At 68.3% G+C, this 18,227-nt stretch carries 15 protein-coding genes and 1 tRNA gene; 6 read left to right on the top strand and 10 right to left on the bottom strand.

Annotated features, from left to right (window positions below; all coding sequences use genetic code 11):
* Positions 1-132 precede the first annotated feature (132 nt).
* Positions 133-261: a DLW-39 family protein gene (locus ACWEBX_RS10255; protein WP_003999697.1), complete on the bottom strand. Its 129-nt coding sequence runs from the start codon at positions 259-261 to the stop codon at positions 133-135.
* A 327-nt stretch (positions 262-588) separates the two neighbouring features.
* Here ACWEBX_RS10255 and ACWEBX_RS10250 point away from each other — a divergent pair, with 327 nt between their 5' ends.
* A complete protein-coding gene (locus ACWEBX_RS10250) occupies positions 589-1,011 on the top strand; it encodes a DUF6344 domain-containing protein (RefSeq protein WP_451884454.1) in 423 nt (140 codons plus the stop codon).
* Between the two features lie 654 nt (positions 1,012-1,665).
* On the opposite strand, the gene ACWEBX_RS10245 is transcribed toward ACWEBX_RS10250, so the two are convergent.
* The 9 genes from ACWEBX_RS10245 to dnaA form a co-directional block, all read right to left on the bottom strand.
* Positions 1,666-1,739 (bottom strand) — tRNA-Ile (locus ACWEBX_RS10245).
* A 101-nt stretch (positions 1,740-1,840) separates the two neighbouring features.
* A complete protein-coding gene (locus tag ACWEBX_RS10240) occupies positions 1,841-2,563 on the bottom strand; it encodes a DUF3566 domain-containing protein (RefSeq protein WP_451884453.1) in 723 nt (240 codons plus the stop codon).
* An 18-nt stretch (positions 2,564-2,581) separates the two neighbouring features.
* Entirely contained in the window at positions 2,582-5,173 is a 2,592-nt protein-coding gene (gene gyrA, locus ACWEBX_RS10235; protein WP_451884452.1) for a DNA gyrase subunit A, read from the bottom strand.
* A gap of 42 nt (positions 5,174-5,215) precedes the next feature.
* Entirely contained in the window at positions 5,216-7,279 is a 2,064-nt protein-coding gene (gene gyrB, locus ACWEBX_RS10230; RefSeq protein ID WP_451884451.1) for a DNA topoisomerase (ATP-hydrolyzing) subunit B, read from the bottom strand.
* Between the two features lie 701 nt (positions 7,280-7,980).
* Complete coding sequence (locus tag ACWEBX_RS10225; RefSeq protein ID WP_451884450.1) at positions 7,981-8,556, bottom strand: DUF721 domain-containing protein; 576 nt, start codon at positions 8,554-8,556, stop codon at positions 7,981-7,983.
* On the bottom strand, positions 8,553-9,677 hold the full coding sequence (gene recF / locus ACWEBX_RS10220; RefSeq protein ID WP_451884449.1) for a DNA replication/repair protein RecF: 1,125 nt from the start codon (positions 9,675-9,677) through the stop codon (positions 8,553-8,555). Before recF ends, ACWEBX_RS10225 begins: the two co-directional genes overlap by 4 nt.
* A 142-nt stretch (positions 9,678-9,819) precedes the next feature.
* Positions 9,820-10,695 carry a phosphogluconate dehydrogenase (NAD(+)-dependent, decarboxylating) gene (gene gnd, locus ACWEBX_RS10215; RefSeq protein ID WP_355762061.1) on the bottom strand — a complete coding sequence of 292 codons (876 nt, stop codon included), beginning with the start codon at positions 10,693-10,695 and terminating at the stop codon, positions 9,820-9,822.
* Between the two features lie 189 nt (positions 10,696-10,884).
* Positions 10,885-12,015 (bottom strand): DNA polymerase III subunit beta, encoded by a 1,131-nt coding sequence (gene dnaN / locus ACWEBX_RS10210; protein ID WP_451884448.1) that lies wholly within the window; start codon positions 12,013-12,015, stop codon positions 10,885-10,887.
* 1,023 nt (positions 12,016-13,038) lie between these two features.
* Positions 13,039-15,048: a chromosomal replication initiator protein DnaA gene (gene dnaA, locus ACWEBX_RS10205; protein WP_451884447.1), complete on the bottom strand. Its 2,010-nt coding sequence runs from the start codon at positions 15,046-15,048 to the stop codon at positions 13,039-13,041.
* Between the two features lie 398 nt (positions 15,049-15,446).
* Between dnaA and rpmH the strand changes: the two genes are divergently transcribed.
* Genes rpmH through ACWEBX_RS10180 form a run of 5 tightly spaced genes read left to right on the top strand, consistent with a single transcriptional unit; the run spans position 15,447 to position 18,154 of the window.
* Positions 15,447-15,584, top strand: a complete 138-nt coding sequence (gene rpmH / locus ACWEBX_RS10200) for a 50S ribosomal protein L34 (protein ID WP_006381191.1) — start codon at positions 15,447-15,449, stop codon at positions 15,582-15,584.
* Between the two features lie 21 nt (positions 15,585-15,605).
* A complete protein-coding gene (gene rnpA, locus ACWEBX_RS10195) occupies positions 15,606-15,977 on the top strand; it encodes a ribonuclease P protein component (protein WP_451884446.1) in 372 nt (123 codons plus the stop codon).
* Positions 15,974-16,327 (top strand): membrane protein insertion efficiency factor YidD, encoded by a 354-nt coding sequence (gene yidD / locus ACWEBX_RS10190; RefSeq protein WP_451884445.1) that lies wholly within the window; start codon positions 15,974-15,976, stop codon positions 16,325-16,327. Before rnpA ends, yidD begins: the two co-directional genes overlap by 4 nt.
* Positions 16,328-16,330: 3 nt before the next feature.
* Positions 16,331-17,629, top strand: a complete 1,299-nt coding sequence (yidC, locus tag ACWEBX_RS10185; protein ID WP_451884444.1) for a membrane protein insertase YidC — start codon at positions 16,331-16,333, stop codon at positions 17,627-17,629.
* Positions 17,630-17,644: 15 nt separating this feature from the next.
* On the top strand, positions 17,645-18,154 hold the full coding sequence (locus tag ACWEBX_RS10180) for a Jag family protein (RefSeq protein ID WP_266760610.1): 510 nt from the start codon (positions 17,645-17,647) through the stop codon (positions 18,152-18,154).
* The last annotated feature ends 73 nt before the right edge of the window (positions 18,155-18,227 follow it).

Below are 18,227 nucleotides of genomic sequence, written 5' to 3'. Positions count from 1 at the left end.
ACCGCCGCCGGTCTCACCCCCGCAGCCGATTCGCTCCGGTTCGCTTGCTTACGTGAACCGGCCCGGGTTCCGGGAAACACAAAACCCCGACCGCGAGGCGGCCGGGGTCTGCTCCGAGACTGTTGTCGATCCTCACGAACCCGTGGGCACGGAGTCGGTCGCCTCCGTCCACAGATCCTGCTCGGCGCGATCCGCCTGGATCTGGCGGTACACGAGGAGCCCGCCGATGGCGGCCAGTGCGACCAGGAGAAGCTTCTTCACCGCGCGACCTCGTCCTTCGTTGACGTAGGGGACTTCTGGCGCCCGACTATACACACCGACCGATATCGATCGGTGACCTGGATCGGCCCTCAACTGCGGCCCCGCGCCCGGGGGTAGACCGGGAGACGACCGCTCCGATCTCACGGTGATCACACGTCACAGATTGTGACTTCTGTGGTCATTTGCGGACTTTACCGATCACTTGCCGCCATCCGGGTGGTGTTCATCTGAACATCAACGCGCCACGGACGCAGGTCCACCACTTCACGGCCCGCATACACATCATGAGGAAAGTACGCAAATCGCCCGACCCGAAAGTGAGGGGCCGTGACCCAGAACAAGGTCATGAAGCTGTGGAGAGCGATCGTCACCGCCTTCCTGGCGCTGTGCACGACGCTCGGACTCGTCACCACCACCGCGGCCGCCGCGGTACCGCAGGCCGGCCCGGTCCGCAACACCGAGACCTCGGTGGCGGCCCCGGCCATCGCCCCGGCCCCGGCCTCCTGGGCCTCGTCCTACAGCCGGGCGCTGCCCCCCACGATGAAGCAACGCATCCGCGCCGAGGCGCACGGCTCCTCGCCGAGCTGCCGCCACCGCGTCCCGGCGGACGAGAACACGGCGGATCCCGCCGCTCTCGGCAGCATGGAAGGCCTCGCGGAACCCGCCGACTGTTCCGAGCCGGAGGCCCTCGCGGCGCCCGGCACGGAGCCCCTGGGGGCCCTCACGCCGGTGGCGCAGCTCCAACGCTGAACCGGACACCGATCCGAGCGCCACGACGGCGCCGACGCGGGCACCAGGACCGACGGGAAGCGCCGTACGAGAACTCGGTACGGCGGAAAGCACGGAACACCGAGACCCCGGCCGTTTCCGAGGCATTGCGGCCCGACGACTCCGTGAAGCCCCGAAACACCCCGGGAAGCCCCGAAACCCCCGTGAAGCTCCGAGAGCTCCGTGAAGCCCCGTGAGCCGGCGGCACTCAGCCCCTCCTGCTGTTCCACCCGGCTGTCCACACGGCCCGTCGCGCACTGCGCGGCATATGGCCGGTAACCCCTCACAGACACCCTGAAGTAGCGGCGAACTTGCGTACAAAGCACCCAGGGAACAGGCCCGGCGACTCGGAAGAGCGCCGGGCCTTCGACATGCGCGGCCCCCAGTACCCGGCACCCAGTACCCGGCACCCGGCACCCGGCACCCGGCACCCGGCACCCGGCACCCGGCACAGGATCTCTGTTCCCGAGTGGGCCACCGAAGGCCCTGTTGGACTTCCCGCGCTCACAGGGACCGTCGGCGTGACCGTTGCCCGGCCCGTCAGAGGCATCGGGGCCGCCAACGGCACCTCGCCGGCAGGAGTCCTCGTAAACGCCGAAGACCCCCAACCCTGAGGGTTGGGGGTCTTCGAACCAGTGGGGCTAACAGGATTTGAACCTGTGGCCTCATCCTTATCAGGGATGCGCTCTAACCAACTGAGCTATAGCCCCGCCGCGCTTTGCGGTGTGTGTCCCGCGCGCTGACCTCTGAAGATTAGCGCACGACGCGGCCAGTCCCAAAATCGATAGTCGGAGGGCGTTTGAACGCGCCCTCACTCGTCCTCTGCGAGGGTCAGCTCCACGCCGCCGACGAAGCCGGCGGAGAGGTTGTAGATGAACGCTCCGAGGGTCGCCAGAGCGGTCGCGAGGACCACGTCGATGACCGCGATGATCGACGTGAACATCAGGACGTGCGGGAGCGAGAGGAACGACTGGAGGTCGAAGCCGTTGGACTCGTTCGACCCGGTCGCCTCGGAGATCGTGCCGCCGACGGTCGAGAAGACGCCCATCGCGTCCATGACCATCCACAGCACCGCCGCCGCCACGATCGTGCAGATGCCGAGCGCGATGGAGAGCAGGAAGCTGACCTTCATGACCGACCACGGGTCGGCCTTGGCCACCCGCAGCCGTGCCTTGCGCACGCGCGGCGTCGTGCGCGCGCCGGTGCGCGGCCGGCGGACCGCGCCCGCCGGCTGCTGCTGCGCCGGGTACGCCTGCGGCGGGTGATACGGCTGCGCGGGCTGCTGCCCGTGCCGCTCGCCCGGCAGCGGTGATGCCGCCGCCGTCGGTGCCACCGGCGGCGTGCCCGGGGCCACCGGGGCCCCGACCGGGGCCGCCTGCCCGCCCGCGTGCTGCTGGGCCTGCTGGCCTCGGGTGTCCGTCACAGTTCCCCCCTGGGATCCATGAGAATCATGGGAGTCAGTCCCGTCCATGGCGGTGCCACGGCCGCCGTCCGTTTCCGTACCGGTCGATCCGGCGCCCGTGGCTCCACTCACGACGACTCACTCCTCGCGCTACTCGGCCGAGGACGGCTCGCCCTCTTCCGTACCGACGGCCTCGACGCCCTCGGCGGTCTCGTCCACGGCTACGTCGCCGTCGACCTCCTCCGCCTCCCGGCCGGCCTCGGCGTTACGAGCGATGCCGACCACGGCATCGCGCTTGCCCAGGTTGATCAGTTGGACGCCCATGGTGTCACGGCCCGTCTCCCTGACCTCGTTGACTCGCGTACGAATCACACCACCGGACAGTGTGATGGCGAGGATCTCGTCGGTCTCCTCGACCACCAGCGCGCCGACGAGGGACCCGCGGTCCTCGACGATCTTGGCGGCCTTGATTCCGAGGCCGCCGCGACCCTGGACGCGGTACTCGTCGACGGCGGTCCGCTTCGCGTACCCACCGTCTGTGGCAGTGAACACGAACGTACCGGGTCGAACAACATTCATCGAGAGGAGCTCGTCGCTCTCGCGGAAGCTCATGCCCTTGACGCCCGAGGTCGCACGACCCATCGGTCGCAAGGCGTCATCCGTCGCCGTGAACCTGATCGACTGCGCCTTCTTGCTGATCAGAAGCAGATCATCCTCTGCGGAGACGAGCTCGGCTCCGATCAGTTCGTCGTCGGATCCGTCCTCCGTCTCGCGCAGGTTGATCGCGATGACACCCCCGGAACGGGGCGAATCGTAATCCTTGAGCGGTGTCTTCTTGACCAGTCCGCCCTTGGTGGCCAGCACCAGGTAGGGCGCCGCCTCGTAGTCGCGGATCGCGAGGATCTCGGCGATCGCCTCGTCCGGCTGGAAGGCCAGCAGGTTGGCGACGTGCTGGCCACGCGCGTCACGGCCAGCGTCCGGGAGTTCGTAGGCCTTCGCGCGGTAGACCCGGCCCTTGTTCGTGAAGAACAGCAGCCAGTGGTGCGTCGTCGACACGAAGAAGTGGTCGACGATGTCGTCCTGCTTCAGCTTCGCGCCGCGGACACCCTTGCCGCCGCGCTTCTGCGAGCGGTAGTCCTCGGTCTTGGTGCGCTTGATGTAGCCGCCGCGCGTGATGGTGACGACGATGTCCTCTTCGGCGATCAGGTCCTCGATGGACATGTCACCGTCGAAGGGCACCAGCTTGGAGCGGCGGTCGTCGCCGAACTTCTCGACGATCGCGGCGAGCTCCTCGCTGATGATGCCGCGCTGACGCACCGGCGAGGCGAGGATCTCGTTGTACTCGCGGATCTTGGCCTGGAGCTCGTCGTGCTCCTGGATGATCTTCTGGCGCTCCAGGGCGGCAAGCCGGCGGAGCTGCATCTCGAGGATCGCGTTGGCCTGGATCTCGTCGATCTCCAGGAGGCCCATCAGGCCCTCTCGCGCGATCTCCACGGTGTCGCTGCGCCGGATGAGCGCGATGACCTCGTCGATGGCGTCCAGGGCCTTCAGGAGGCCGCGCAGGATGTGCGCGCGCTCCTCGGCCTTGCGCAGCCGGAACTTCGTACGGCGGACGATGACCTCGATCTGGTGCGTCACCCAGTGGCGGATGAACGCGTCCAGGGAGAGGGTGCGCGGCACGCCGTCGACGAGCGCCAGCATGTTCGCGCCGAAATTCGTCTGAAGGTCGGTGTGCTTGTAGAGGTTGTTCAGGACGACCTTGGCGACCGCGTCCCTCTTGAGCACGATCACGAGGCGCTGGCCGGTACGCGAGCTGGTCTCGTCCCGGACGTCCGCGATGCCGCCGATCTTGCCGTCCTTGACCAGGTCGGCGATCTTCTGGGCGAGGTTGTCCGGGTTGGTCTGGTAGGGGAGCTCGGTGACCACCAGGCACTGGCGGTTCTGGATCTCCTCGACGTCGACGACCGCGCGCATCGTGATGGAGCCACGGCCCGTGCGGTACGCCTCCTCGATGCCCTTACGGCCCACGACCAGTGCGCCGCTCGGGAAATCGGGGCCCTTGATCCGCTCGATCAGCGCGTCCAGAAGCTCCTCGTGGGAGGCCTCCGGGTTCTCCAGGTACCACTGGGCGCCGGCCGCGACCTCGCGCAGGTTGTGCGGCGGGATGTTGGTGGCCATACCGACCGCGATGCCCGCCGAGCCGTTGATCAGCAGGTTCGGGAAGCGGGCCGGCAGGACCGTCGGCTCCTGGTTGCGGCCGTCGTAGTTGTCCGTGAAGTCGACGGTCTCCTCGTCGATGTCGCGGACCATCTCCATCGACAGCGGCTTCAGCTTGCACTCGGTGTACCGCATGGCGGCGGCCGGGTCGTTGCCGGGAGAGCCGAAGTTGCCGTTGGAGTCCACCAGCGGCATGCGCATCGACCACGGCTGCGCGAGGCGGACCAGCGCGTCGTAGATCGAGGAGTCACCGTGCGGGTGGTAGGTGCCCATGACGTCGCCGACGACGCGGGCGCACTTGTAGAAGCCCTTCTCGGGCCGGTAGCCGCCGTCGTACATGGCGTACAGGACACGGCGGTGGACGGGCTTGAGACCGTCCCGCACGTCGGGCAGGGCGCGCGACACGATGACGGACATCGCGTAGTCGAGGTACGAGCGCTGCATCTCGGTCTCGAGCCCGACGGGCTCGATACGCAGGACGATCTCGCCGTCTTCAGGAGTGCTCGGAGCGTTCTGGTCGGTCATTGCTGGTGAAGATCCTTTCTGACGCGGTCAGCTGAGACCGACTCAGATGTCGAGGAAGCGGACGTCCTTGGCATTGCGCTGGATGAACGCGCGGCGCGCCTCGACGTCCTCGCCCATGAGGACCGAGAACAGGTCGTCGGCCTGGGCGGCGTCGTCGAGCGTGACCTGGCCGAGCACGCGGTGCTCCTGGTCCATGGTCGTGATGCGCAGTTCCTCGGCGTTCATCTCACCGAGACCCTTGAAGCGCTGGATCGAGTCCTCACGGACGCGCTTGCCGGCCTGGCGGCCGATCTCGATCAGCGCGTCGCGCTCACGGTCCGAGTACGCGTACTCGAAGTCGTCACGGCCCCACTTGATCTTGTAGAGCGGCGGGCGGGACAGGAACACGTGCCCGGCCTCGACCAGCGGCCGCATGAAGCGGAACAGGAAGGTCAGCAGCAGGGTGTTGATGTGCTGGCCGTCGACGTCGGCGTCCGCCATCAGGATGATCTTGTGATAGCGGAGCTTCTCGATGTCGAAGTCCTCGTGGACTCCGGTGCCGAAGGCGGAGATCAGTGCCTGGATCTCCTGGTTCTGCAGGATCTTGTCGATCCGCGCCTTCTCGACGTTGAGGATCTTTCCCCGGATCGGGAGGATCGCCTGGTACTGCGGGTTGCGGCCGGACTTGGCCGAGCCGCCGGCGGAGTCACCCTCGACGATGAAGATCTCGCACTTGGTGGGATCGTTCGACTGGCAGTCCGAGAGCTTGCCCGGCAGGGACGCCGACTCCAGAAGACCCTTGCGGCGGGTGAGGTCACGCGCCTTGCGGGCCGCCACGCGCGCGGTGGCCGCCTGGATGGACTTGCGGATGATGTCCGCGGCCTCGACCGGGTTGCGGTCGAGCCAGTCGTTGAGGTGTTCGTAGACCGCCTTCTGGACGAAGGTCTTCGCCTCCGTGTTGCCCAGCTTGGTCTTGGTCTGGCCCTCGAACTGGGGCTCGCTCAGCTTGACCGAGATGATCGCGGTCAGACCCTCGCGGATGTCGTCGCCCGTGAGGTTGTCGTCCTTCTCGCGAAGCAGCTTCTTGTCACGCGCGTACTTGTTGATGAGCGAGGTCAGCGCCGCACGGAAGCCCTCCTCGTGCGTACCGCCCTCGTGGGTGTGGATGATGTTGGCGAACGAGTACACGCCCTCGCTGTAGCCGCTGTTCCACTGCATCGCGACCTCGAGGGACAGGCTCTTGTCCTTGTCCTCCGCCTCCAGGTCGATGACGGTGGGGTGCACCGCTTCTCCCTTGCGGGAGTTGAGGTACTTCACGAAGTCGACGATGCCGCCTTCGTAGTGGTACGTGACGGTCTTGACCTCGGCCTTCTCGTCGGCACCCGCCTCGTCCGCCCCGGAGGTGGCCTTCGCCGACTCCCGCTCGTCCGTGAGCTGGATCGTCAGGCCCTTGTTGAGGAACGCCATCTCCTGGAAGCGCCGCGAGAGCGTCTCGAAGGAGTACTCGGTGGTCTCGAAGATGTCGCCGTCGGCCCAGAAGGTGACCGATGTGCCGGTCTCGTTCGTGGCCTCGTGCTTCACGATCGGGGCCGTCGGGACGCCCAGCTTGTAGTCCTGCGTCCACCGGTGGCCGTCGGTCTTGACCTCGACGGCGATCTTGCTCGACAGGGCGTTCACGACGGAGACGCCGACGCCGTGCAGACCACCGGAGACCGCGTAGCCGCCGCCGCCGAACTTGCCGCCCGCGTGCAGCACGGTCAGCACGACCTCGAGGGCCGGCTTGCCCTCGGAGGCGACGATGCCCACCGGGATACCGCGGCCGTTGTCGACGACGCGTACGCCGCCGTCCGGGAGGATCGTGATCTCGATCGTGTCCGCGTGGCCTGCCAGCGCCTCGTCGACCGAATTGTCCACCACCTCGTACACGAGGTGGTGGAGTCCACGCTCACCGGTCGAGCCGATGTACATGCCAGGTCGCTTGCGGACCGCGTCCAGACCCTCGAGGACGGTGATGGCACTGGCGTCGTACGAGGATGTGACCTCGCCGTTCGCGCCGGCGTCGGTGGACGGGATGTTCTCGTTGGGGTTGCCGGAATCGGCCACGAAGCGCCCTTTCTGGCACAGCACAAGCCGAACTCCCGGCGGGTGGCCGGAGCGGCTGCGGCGTGTTGCGTTGGTAAGCCTTAGTCAGCGTTGCTCGGTGCGTCCCACTGATGGGGCGGGATTAGCTTCCAGTCTACCGGTAGCGCTGACAGTGATGGGGGTTTGCCGGTACCTGAGTCCGCATGTGCCGCCCTGAACCGGTCTCGCCCGACTCCCCATATGCGGACCCGGGCCCAAAGAGGCTTACAGCGGCACTCAGCCCTTCCGAGTGTCAACCCCCGGTTACTGACGGGTCAGGTCGCCGTCCGCCGTCGCCAACGGCCGCGCGGGGAGGCCTGCCGGAGCCCGCCGAACAGCCTCCCGCCGGGCGGGAAGGACGGCCTTCCGGCAGACGCAGACAGGCCTCTGACCAGCGGATACGGGTGGCTTCCCGGATCGCTGGGCAGGGGGTGGCGGAGAGCGTCACACTCTGCGGGCGAGGGTCACCGAGCAGGCGGAGGAACACGGGGTCGTCCGCGGGCGGGATCGGTGAAGGGTTCGGACGCGCGGTGACCGGTCGCCTCCTGTGCCGTGCGGCGGCGGCGCAGGCCCCGAACCGGGGCGCGGCACGGCTCGGCTCCGCCTCGGACGACGGCCGGAAATCGTCCATCGCCATCGGCCCCGGCCGGGCCACGAACTCCCGGCCCGGCGGTCACTCGTGCCGGCCGAGTACCCGGGCCGGCCGGTCACCCGTAGGTGTCGCCGGGCCCTGTGCTGCCCGGAGCGCGCAGCGGTCCGTACCGGCGCGGAGGGCCCGAGGGCCCCTGGACCTTGAGCAGGCGCACGGTGCCGTGACCGAGGTCCTGGTTGAGCCGCGCGACGAGCTGCGGTGCCAGCAGGCGTAGCTGGGTCGCCCAGGCGGTCGAGTCGCACTGCACCGTGAGTACCCGCTCGGCCGGGTCGTCGTCGTAACGCAGCGGAACGCAGTGCTTGGCCAGGTCGTCGCCGACGATCTGCGGCCAGCGGCCCATCACGCCGCCCACCGCGGCCGGGGTCTCCCAGCCGCGCTCGGTGAGCAGCCGGTTGATGGCGGAGCCGAGGGCCATGGGGTCGCGTCCGTCGGCACCCGAACCGGAGCGCAGACCGCCGCCGCGGCGCGCCTGCTTCTTCTGCTGGGCCGCGTCCCCACGCGCGCGTGCCTGCTCCTTCGCGGCCCGCAGCGCCACCCGCGCGAGGTCGACGCCCGACGGCTCCGGGCTCTTCTTGCGGGGTGCGGCACCGGACGTGCCCTCGGCACCCGTTCCCGATGTGTTCTCCGTCATAGGCGCTCCACCGTGCCTTCGGACACGGCGTACCGCGCCCCGGTCAGGACATCCGGTACGTCGTCGTCCACCGCGGCGGTCACGAGGACCTGCTCACCGGGGGCGACGAGCTCCGCGAGGCGCTCCCGTCTGCGGCTGTCCAGCTCCGCGAAGACGTCGTCGAGGACCAGCACCGGCTCGTTGCCCTCGGCCCTGAGCAGGTCGTACGAGGCGAGGCGCAGCGCGAGCGCGTAGGACCAGGACTCGCCGTGCGAGGCGTATCCCTTGGCGGGCATCTGGCCGAGCTTGAGGACGAGATCGTCCCGGTGGGGACCCACGAGGGTCACCCCGCGCTCGATCTCCGCCTTGCGGGTCTCCTCCATGGCGGTCATGAGCTGTCCGTAGAGCTCCTCGCGGGCGTGGCCCACGACGCCGGGCGAGGACGCCTTGTACTCCAGGGCGACGGGCCCGCCGCCGGGCGCGAGCTGCTCGTACGCCTTGTCGGCGAGCGGCTGGAGCGCGGCGACCAGGTCGAGCCGCTGGGCCATCAGCTCGGCGCCCACGCGCGCGAGGTGCTGGTCCCACACGTCGAGCGTGGACAGGTCCATGGTGCGGCCGCCGTGCCGACGGGCCAGCGCGGCCGACTTCAGGAGCGTGTTGCGCTGTCTGAGGACCCGGTCGTAGTCGGACCGGACACCCGCCATGCGCGGGGAGCGGGCGGTGATCAGTTCGTCGAGGAACCGGCGGCGCTCCCCGGGATCGCCCTTGATCAGGGCGAGGTCCTCGGGCGCGAACAGCACGGTTCGTACGATGCCGAGGACGTCACGGGGTCTGACCTGGGAGGACCTGTTGATGCGGGCGCGGTTGGCCTTGCCGGGGTTGAGCTCCAGCTCGATGAGCTGAACGCGTTCTCCCTGGCGGACATTGGCCCGGATGATCGCCCGGTCGGCGCCCATGCGCACCAGCGGCGCGTCCGAGGAGACGCGGTGGCTGCCGAGGGTCGCGAGATAGCCGACGGCCTCGACCAGGTTCGTCTTGCCCTGTCCGTTGGGCCCCACGAACGCGGTGACGCCCGGGTCGAGCGGGACCTCGACCCGGGCGTACGAGCGGTAGTCGGCCAGCGACAGATGCGTGACGTGCATGGTCGTTCGCCGACCTCCCCCAGCGTGGTGTTTCGGGTGTTGCGGGTTCTCCCCGGGGTCCGTGCGGACCCCGGTCCTCAGGTTCTTCCCCCGGCTGTGGACAACCGGGTCACCCCGGGTACTTGAGAACCCGGGGCCTCGATCAGGCCTTCTCGACGGCGTGGCCGCCGAACTGGTTGCGCAGCGCCGCGATCATCTTCATCTGCGGCGAGTCGTCCTGCCGCGAGGCGAAACGGGCGAAGAGCGACGCGGTGATCGCGGGCAGCGGCACCGCGTGGTCGATGGCGGCCTCGACCGTCCACCGGCCCTCGCCGGAGTCCTGCGCGAAGCCCTTGAGCTTCTCCAGGTGCTCGTCCTCGTCCAGCGCGTTGACGGCGAGGTCGAGCAGCCAGGAGCGGATGACCGTGCCTTCCTGCCAGGAACGGAAGACCTCGCGCACGTCCGTGACGGAGTCGACCTTCTCGAGCAGTTCCCAGCCCTCGGCGTAAGCCTGCATCATCGCGTACTCGATGCCGTTGTGGACCATCTTCGCGAAGTGGCCCGCGCCGACCTTGCCGGCGTGCACCGCTCCGAAGTCGCCCTCGGGCTTGAGCGCGTCGAAGATCGGCTGTACCGCGGCGACGTGCTCGGCGTGGCCGCCGTACATCAGCGCGTAGCCGTTCTCCAGGCCCCAGACACCGCCGGAGACACCGCAGTCGACGAAGCCGATGCCCTTGATGCCCAGCTCGACGGCGTGCTTCTCGTCGTCCGTCCAGCGCGAGTTGCCGCCGTCCACGACGACGTCGCCCGGCTCCAGCAGGGCGGCCAGCTCGTCGACGGTGGACTGGGTCGCGGCGCCCGCGGGGACCATGACCCACACCACGCGCGGGCCCTTGAGCCTGCCCACAAGTTCTTCCAGGCTGTGGACATCGGCGAGGTCCGGGTTGCGGTCGTATCCGATGACGGTGTGACCTGCGCGGCGGATCCGCTCGCGCATGTTGCCGCCCATCTTGCCGAGGCCGACGAGACCGAGCTCCATCAGTTGTTCCTTAGGGGTTGCGACGTGGCGTGAGGGCACTCTCGTACCTGGGTCCGAGCCTAAACCGGGGGGTACCACCCACGCCTTTCGGGCACCGGTGGACCTCACGCACATCTGTGGGCATACCCGCTCAGACGTATGCCCGCCCGCGGTGTGCCCGCCGGCCCCGGGGACCGGCGGGCCGCGGGGTCAGCCGGACAGGCGCACCGGCATGATCAGGTACTTGTAGGCCTCGTCCGCCTCGGCGTCCACGGCGGGCTTGCCGCTGAGCAGCGCCGGCTTCGTGGACGTCGTGAAGGAGAGCTGGGCCACCGGGGAGTCGATGGCGCTCAGGCCGTCGAGCAGGAACGTCGGGTTGAAGGCGATCGAGACGTCGTCGCCCTCGAGCTGGGCGTCGACCCTTTCCACAGCCTGTGCGTCGTCGCTGGAACCGGCCTCCAGGATCAGCACGCCCTGCTCGAAGCTCAGCCGCACGGGGGTGTTGCGCTCGGCGACCAGGGCCACACGCTTGACGGCCTCCACGAAGGGGGCGGTCTCGATGACGGCGATCGAGTTGAACTCCGTCGGGAACAGCGAGCGGTACTTCGGGAGGTCGCCTTCGAGCAGACGGGTGGTCGTACGACGCCCGGCTCCCTCGAAGCCGATCAGGCCCTCGCCCGCGCCGGAGCCGGACAGCGCCAGGATCACGCTGTCGCCGCCCGTGAGGGCCTTGGCGGTGTCCAGGAGCGTCTTGGCGGGCACCAGGGCGACCGCGGACGCCTCGGGGTTCTCCGGCTTCCACAGGAACTCGCGGACCGCGAAGCGGTAGCGGTCGGTGGACGCCAGGGTGACCTTGTCGCCCTCGATCTCGATGCGCACACCGGTGAGCACGGGGAGCGTGTCGTCGCGCCCGGCGGCGATGGCCACCTGGGCGGCCGCGGAGGCGAAGACCTCACCGGGGACGGTGCCGGTCGCCGAAGGCATCTGGGGCAGTGCCGGGTACTCCTCCACAGGCAGGGTGTGGAGTGTGAACCGCGAGGATCCGCAGACCACGGTCGCCCGTACACCGTCTGTGGAAATCTCCACCGGCCGGTTGGGGAGCGCGCGGCAGATGTCCGCGAGGAGGCGGCCGGACACGAGGACCGTGCCCTCCTCGTCGATCTCCGCGTCCACCGAGACCCGCGCCGAGACCTCGTAGTCGAAGCTCGAGAGGCTCAGTGCGCCCCCTTCGGCCTTCAGAAGGAGGCCGGCGAGCACAGGAGCCGGCGGACGGGCCGGGAGGCTGCGTGCCGCCCAGGCCACTGCCTCCGCGAGTACGTCGCGTTCCACCCGGATCTTCACCGTTGCCGCCTCCGTCTGTTGCCGGCGCTCTCGCCCTGCTGGCCTTCGTCGTCTGACTCGGTGTCGTCCCGACTGCTTCGGGGAAGGACACCGGGGACCAGTCTGACGCACCGCGCTGACAGTCGTTGCCCCTCGGGGTCAAGTCGTGCCGAGCGGCAGTCGGGCCGCCGAGAGCAAGTTGTGCACAGCCCCCACTTCGAAACGGTTCTCAGGCTCTCTCTAGTTGGTCTTAGTAGTAGGGCCTGTGGATACCGTGGATAACCCCGTTTTCGCAGCTCAGAGGCGATTTTTTGTCCACCGACCCTGTGGGTGAAGGCGGTGGACAACTCGGGGTCTCTGTGGACGACGAAAAGTTCTGCACACTCGGTCCACAGCCGGGGGCGACTTCTCCCCAGCGCCGTCCCCAGCTTTACCCACGTTCCCCACAGGCCAATCCGGCACCTCGGTGTGACGCCTTTCACTCGACGCGGTGAGATGGCGCGGCGCGTTGCCGAACAGTGGACAGAGATGTGGAGAAGCCGGTGATCGCTGGGGACAACCGGCTCCAGCCTGTGGGCCACCGGTGGACAACTTGATGCACAGCCTGTGGATCTTCTCTTCGTCCACAGGCTGTGGAGAGTCTTCATCCACGAATCCACAGGCGGTTGACCTGGTCTGATGACCTTTCAACAGTGCTACCTGTGGAAACGATCTGGACAACTTCCCAGTCCCCAGGATGTGGACGGAAAAAAGTCACCACATCTGTGGAGAGTGGCCGTAACCAGGCTCGGATTCGAACAGCAGATGTCGGGCCGGTAGCGCCGGCAACGGGCCCGGAGCCCTCGGAACGCGGCCCCGGAGCCCTCAGGAGGCGGCCGTGGAGCCCTCAAGAGGCGGTTCCGGAGCCCTCAAGGAGGCGTGTGTACCGGCCGCGGAACAGGGGCGTGCACAGAGGGCGGGAACGGCGAAGGGCGTCCAGGGACGATGTCCCTGGACGCCCTTCGGGTGATTCCGTCGGTCTCCGTAGGCCGGTGCCAGCCTCCGTCAGCCGTTCTTGATGCGGTTCGTGAGCTCGGTGACCTGGTTGTAGATGGAACGGCGCTCGGCCATCAGCGCGCGGATCTTGCGGTCCGCGTGCATCACGGTCGTGTGGTCGCGGCCGCCGAACTGCGCGCCGATCTTCGGCAGCGACAGATCAGTGAGCTCACGGCACAGGTACATGGCGATCTGCCGTGCCGTCACCAGGACGCGGCTGCGCGAGGACCCGCACAGATCGTCCACCGTGAGCCCGAAGTAGTCGGCGGTGGACGCCATGATCGCGGTCGCGGTGATCTCGGGGGCCGAGTCCTCGCCGCCGGGGATCAGGTCCTTGAGGACGATCTCCGTCAGACCGAGGTCCACCGGCTGCCGGTTGAGCGACGCGAACGCCGTCACCCGGATCAGCGCGCCCTCCAGCTCGCGGATGTTGCGCGAGATCCGGGACGCGATGAACTCCAGCACCTCCGGAGGGGCGTTGAGCTGCTCCTGGACCGCCTTCTTGCGGAGGATGGCGATACGGGTCTCCAGCTCGGGCGGCTGGACGTCGGTGATCAGACCCCACTCGAAGCGGTTGCGCAGCCGGTCCTCCAGTGTGACGAGCTGCTTGGGCGGCCGGTCGCTGGAGAGCACGATCTGCTTGTTCGCGTTGTGCAGGGTGTTGAAGGTGTGGAAGAACTCCTCCTGCGTCGACTCCTTGTCCGCGAGGAACTGGATGTCGTCGACGAGCAGGATGTCCATCTCCCGGTACCGCTTGCGGAAGCTGTCGCCCTTGCCGTCGCGGATGGAGTTGATGAACTCGTTGGTGAATTCCTCCGAGCTCACGTACCGCACCCGGGTGCCCGGGTAGAGGCTGCGCGCGTAGTGCCCGATCGCGTGCAGCAGGTGCGTCTTGCCGAGTCCCGACTCCCCGTAGATGAACAGGGGGTTGTACGCCTTCGCCGGCGCCTCGGCGACGGCCACGGCGGCGGCGTGCGCGAAGCGGTTCGAGGCGCCGATCACGAACGTGTCGAAGAGGTACTTCGGGTTCAGCCGCGCGGTGGGCTCGCCCGGACCCGGACCCGGGGCCGACGCGGACTTCGACCCGGGGGCACCGCCCGCGGACGGCAGAGAGGGGCCCCTGCGCCCCTGGCCGCCGTCGGAGGGGTTCTGCAGATCGCGACGGTCGGAGCGCTGGTCGTAGTCGGGGCGCTGATTCTCGTAGGACGGGCGCTCCACCGACTGGGGCCGGTAGTCCTGCGGCGGCGAGGCGTAGGGGTCCCGCTCGGGGAAGCCGAGGCGCTGCTGCTGCCAGCCGTAGTCGTCCTGGGAGTGGCGCGGCCAGGCACCCGGTTCCGGGCGCTGGTAGTCCGGGTACGCGGGACGGGCGGTCGGGAGCTGGTCGCCCGGGGCACCGGGCAGCGGTTCGGCGCGGCCGCCGCGGTGGTCGTCCGCGCGGTGGCGGCCGTAGCCCTCGTATCCGTCGCGACGGGAGTCGTACGGGGCACGTTCGTCACGGCCCTGCGGCTCGTACGCGCCGCGGTCGTCGCGGCCCTGATCGGCGTCGTAGCCGCCGCGCTCGTCCCGTCCCTGGCTCTCGTAGGGCCCGCGCTTGTCCCTGGTCTGTGCGCCGTCGTAGGCGCCGCCCTCGTAGCCGCCGCGGTCCTCGCGGCCCTGGGTCTCGTACGGGTCACGGCCCTGGGCCGGTCCGGCGGTGAGCTCGGGCTCCTCGTAGCGGGGCGGGGCGGGCATGGAGGGTTCGCCCGCGGAGTCGTCGACGGTGATGGCGATCCGGATGGGGCGCCCGCACTCGCGGCTCAGCGTCTCGCTGACGATCGGGGCGAGACGGCCTTCCAGTACGTTCTTGGCGAACTCGTTGGGGACGGCGAGCAGTGCGGTGTCGGCGACCAGGGCCAGGGGCTGACAGCGCTTGATCCAGTGCTCGTCCTTCCCCTCGACACCCTGCCCGCGGCCCTCGCCCAGAAGTTGTTCCAGTACGCGTGGCCACACTGCGGCAAGATCGGCAGGTACGTCAGCCACGGGGCACGCTCTCTCACGGGTCCCACGAACGTGTGGTTCTGGGAACAGGTTGGGAAGTCAGTCGCTTGGGGCGGGGGGAACAGAACCGCTGGGGCGGCGGGAAGGGAACGAATCGGAGTTCAGCCACGGTAGTCAGGGCGACGGGTACGGTTCAAGTTGTTGTCCCCAGCCTGTGGATAGTGTCCCCTGTCGAAGGTTGGTTTGACCGGATGGCGTAGCCGCGCGTACCGTAACCAGGTCGAGTTGTCGATGGCTGCTGCCGCCTGCCTCCGATGGGCACAGATCGCGAAGAGCGATCGGGAAGCGGTGCACTCGGGCGTAATGCGAGTTTCCTCGTGGGCGCACGGTGACAGCCAGGACGGCACCCCGCCACCACCGATTCTTTCTGGAGCCCCCGAGTGAGCAAGCGCACCTTCCAGCCGAACAACCGTCGTCGCGCCAAGACCCATGGCTTCCGCCTGCGGATGCGCACCCGTGCCGGCCGCGCGATTCTCGCGAACCGCCGTGGCAAGGGTCGCGCGAGCCTGTCCGCCTGATTACTCACAGGTCATGATCTCGTGCTGCCTACCGAGCATCGGCTGAGGCGGCGCGAAGACTTCGCGACCGCGGTACGCCGAGGACGCCGGGCCGGACGCCCGCTTCTCGTCGTCCATCTACGCAGCGGTGCACCGGACCCGCACGCGCCTGGGGAGAGCGCTCCCTCGACGCGTGCGGGTTTCGTCGTGAGCAAAGCCGTGGGCGGAGCGGTCGTCCGCAACAAGGTGAAGCGCAGACTTCGCCATCTGATGCGGGACCGAGTCGCCCTGTTGCCCCCCGGTAGCCTGGTAGTCGTACGAGCGCTGCCCGGTGCGGGTGACGCCGACCATGAACAGCTGGCCCGAGACCTGGATGCCGCCCTGCGGCGGCTGCTGGGAGGGGGCGCGCGATGAAGTACCCACTGCTTGCTCTCATCAAGCTGTACCAGTGGACGATCAGCCCGTTGCTCGGGCCGGTCTGCAAGTACTACCCGTCGTGCTCCCGGTACGGCTACACAGCCATCGACCGGCACGGTGCGATCAAGGGAACGGCACTGACCGCCTGGCGCATCCTGCGGTGCAATCCGTGGTCGCTGGGTGGTGTGGACCATGTTCCGCCACGCAAGCGTCCGCGCTGGCACGAATTGCTGCGTAACGCCTGGCGTGCACGCAGGGGCGGGACCTCCGCCGCCGAACCGGCCACCGGGGAGCCCACTGCCCCGAGCCCGGCCGCCGAGACCTCGTCCCATGCTCAAGGAGCTTGATTAGTGGACACGATTGCCAACCTTTTCAGCTTCATCACGACACCCGTTTCCTGGGTCATCGTCCAGTTCCACACGGTGTACGGCCACATTTTCGGCCCTGACACCGGGTGGGCCTGGGGCTTGTCCATCGTGTCCCTGGTGATTCTGATCCGTATCTGCCTGATCCCGCTCTTCGTGAAGCAGATCAAGGCGACCCGGGCCATGCAGACGCTGCAGCCCGAGATGAAGAAGATCCAGGAGCGCTACAAGAACGACAAGCAGCGCCAGTCCGAAGAGATGATGAAGCTGTACAAGGACGCGGGCACCAACCCGCTCTCCTCGTGCCTTCCCATCCTGGCGCAGTCCCCGTTCTTCTTCGCCCTGTACCACGTGCTCAACGGCATCGCGTCGGGCGAGACCGTGGGTGTCATCAACCAGAGCCTCCTGGAGAGCGCGCAGAAGGCACACATCTTCGGCGCCCCGCTGGCCGCCAAGTTCCTGGACAGCGCCGCGACCGTCGAGAAGCTCGGCGCCTCGCTGACGGACGTCCGCGTCGTCACCGCGATCATGATCGTGCTGATGTCGGGGTCGCAGTTCTACACGCAGCGCCAGCTGATGACCAAGAACGTCGACACGACGGTGAAGACGCCGTTCATGCAGCAGCAGAAGATGCTGATGTACGTCTTCCCGATCATGTTCGCCTTCTTCGGTATCCGCTTCCCCGTCGGTGTCCTCATCTACTGGCTGACCACGAACGTGTGGACCATGGGCCAGCAGATGTACGTCATCCGCAACAACCCGACCCCGGGCTCGAAGGCTCAGGCCGCGTACCTGGAGCGCCTGCAGAAGCACGTCACGCAGCACGGCAAGACGCGTGGCCGGGGCGAGAAGGCCATCGTGAAGGCCATCGTCGCCAAGGGCCGTGACCGCAACGAGTTCGAGCGCAAGTTCGTCAACGGCCTCACCAAGGCGGGCCTCGTGGCCCAGCCCGACGGCGCCGTGGTGGCCGGTGAGAACACGACGGTCGTCGAGTCCGAGGACGGCACCACGACCACCGCGGCCGCCGCTCCCAAGCGTCAGCAGCCGAAGCGCCAGACCAAGGCGCAGCGTCAGTCGGGCGGAACGCCCGGCAGCACGTCGGCCGAAGACGCTGAGCCGAAGACTTCGCTGAGCAAGTCCGACGAGCCGCAGGATGACAAACCCTCCGCCGCCGCCAAGCCGGCCTCCGGGAGCGGCAGCAAGCCCGGCACCGGAACCCGCAGCAAGGCCCAGTCCGGACAGCGCAAGGGCCCGCAGCGGCCCAAGTCCCCGTCCAAGAAGTAAGAAGGAGTCCATCCCGTGACGGAAGGCACCACCTCCGCCGCCGCTGAGGGCGACACCCTGACCCGCCTGGAGCAGGAGGGCGAGATCGCGGCGGACTACCTCGAGGGTCTGCTCGACATCGCCGATCTCGACGGCGACATCGACATGGACGTCGAGGCCGACCGCGCCGCTGTCTCGATCATCAGCGACTCGGGCGGCCGAGACCTGCAGAAGCTGGTCGGCCGCGACGGCGAGGTGCTGGAGGCGCTCCAGGAGCTCACGCGTCTGGCCGTGCACCGGGAGACCGGAGACCGCAGCCGGCTGATGCTGGACATCGCGGGTTTCCGGGCCAAGAAGCGCGAGGAGCTCTCCGAGCTGGGTGCCAAGGCCGCCGCCGAGGTCAAGAGCTCCGGTGAGCCGGTCAAGATGGACCCGATGACGCCCTTCGAGCGCAAGGTCGTGCACGACGCGGTCAAGGCCGCGGGCCTGCGCAGCGAGTCCGAGGGCGAGGAGCCGCAGCGCTTCGTCGTCGTGCTTCCTGCCTGATCGGTACGTACATTCCTTCGGCCCCGTCTGTTGCGCAGACGGGGCCGAATTTTGTCAGCCTGATAGTCCTGGT

The organism is Streptomyces sp. NPDC005070, from assembly GCF_053600395.1.
This window is presented reverse-complemented; position numbering and strand designations above follow the sequence as displayed.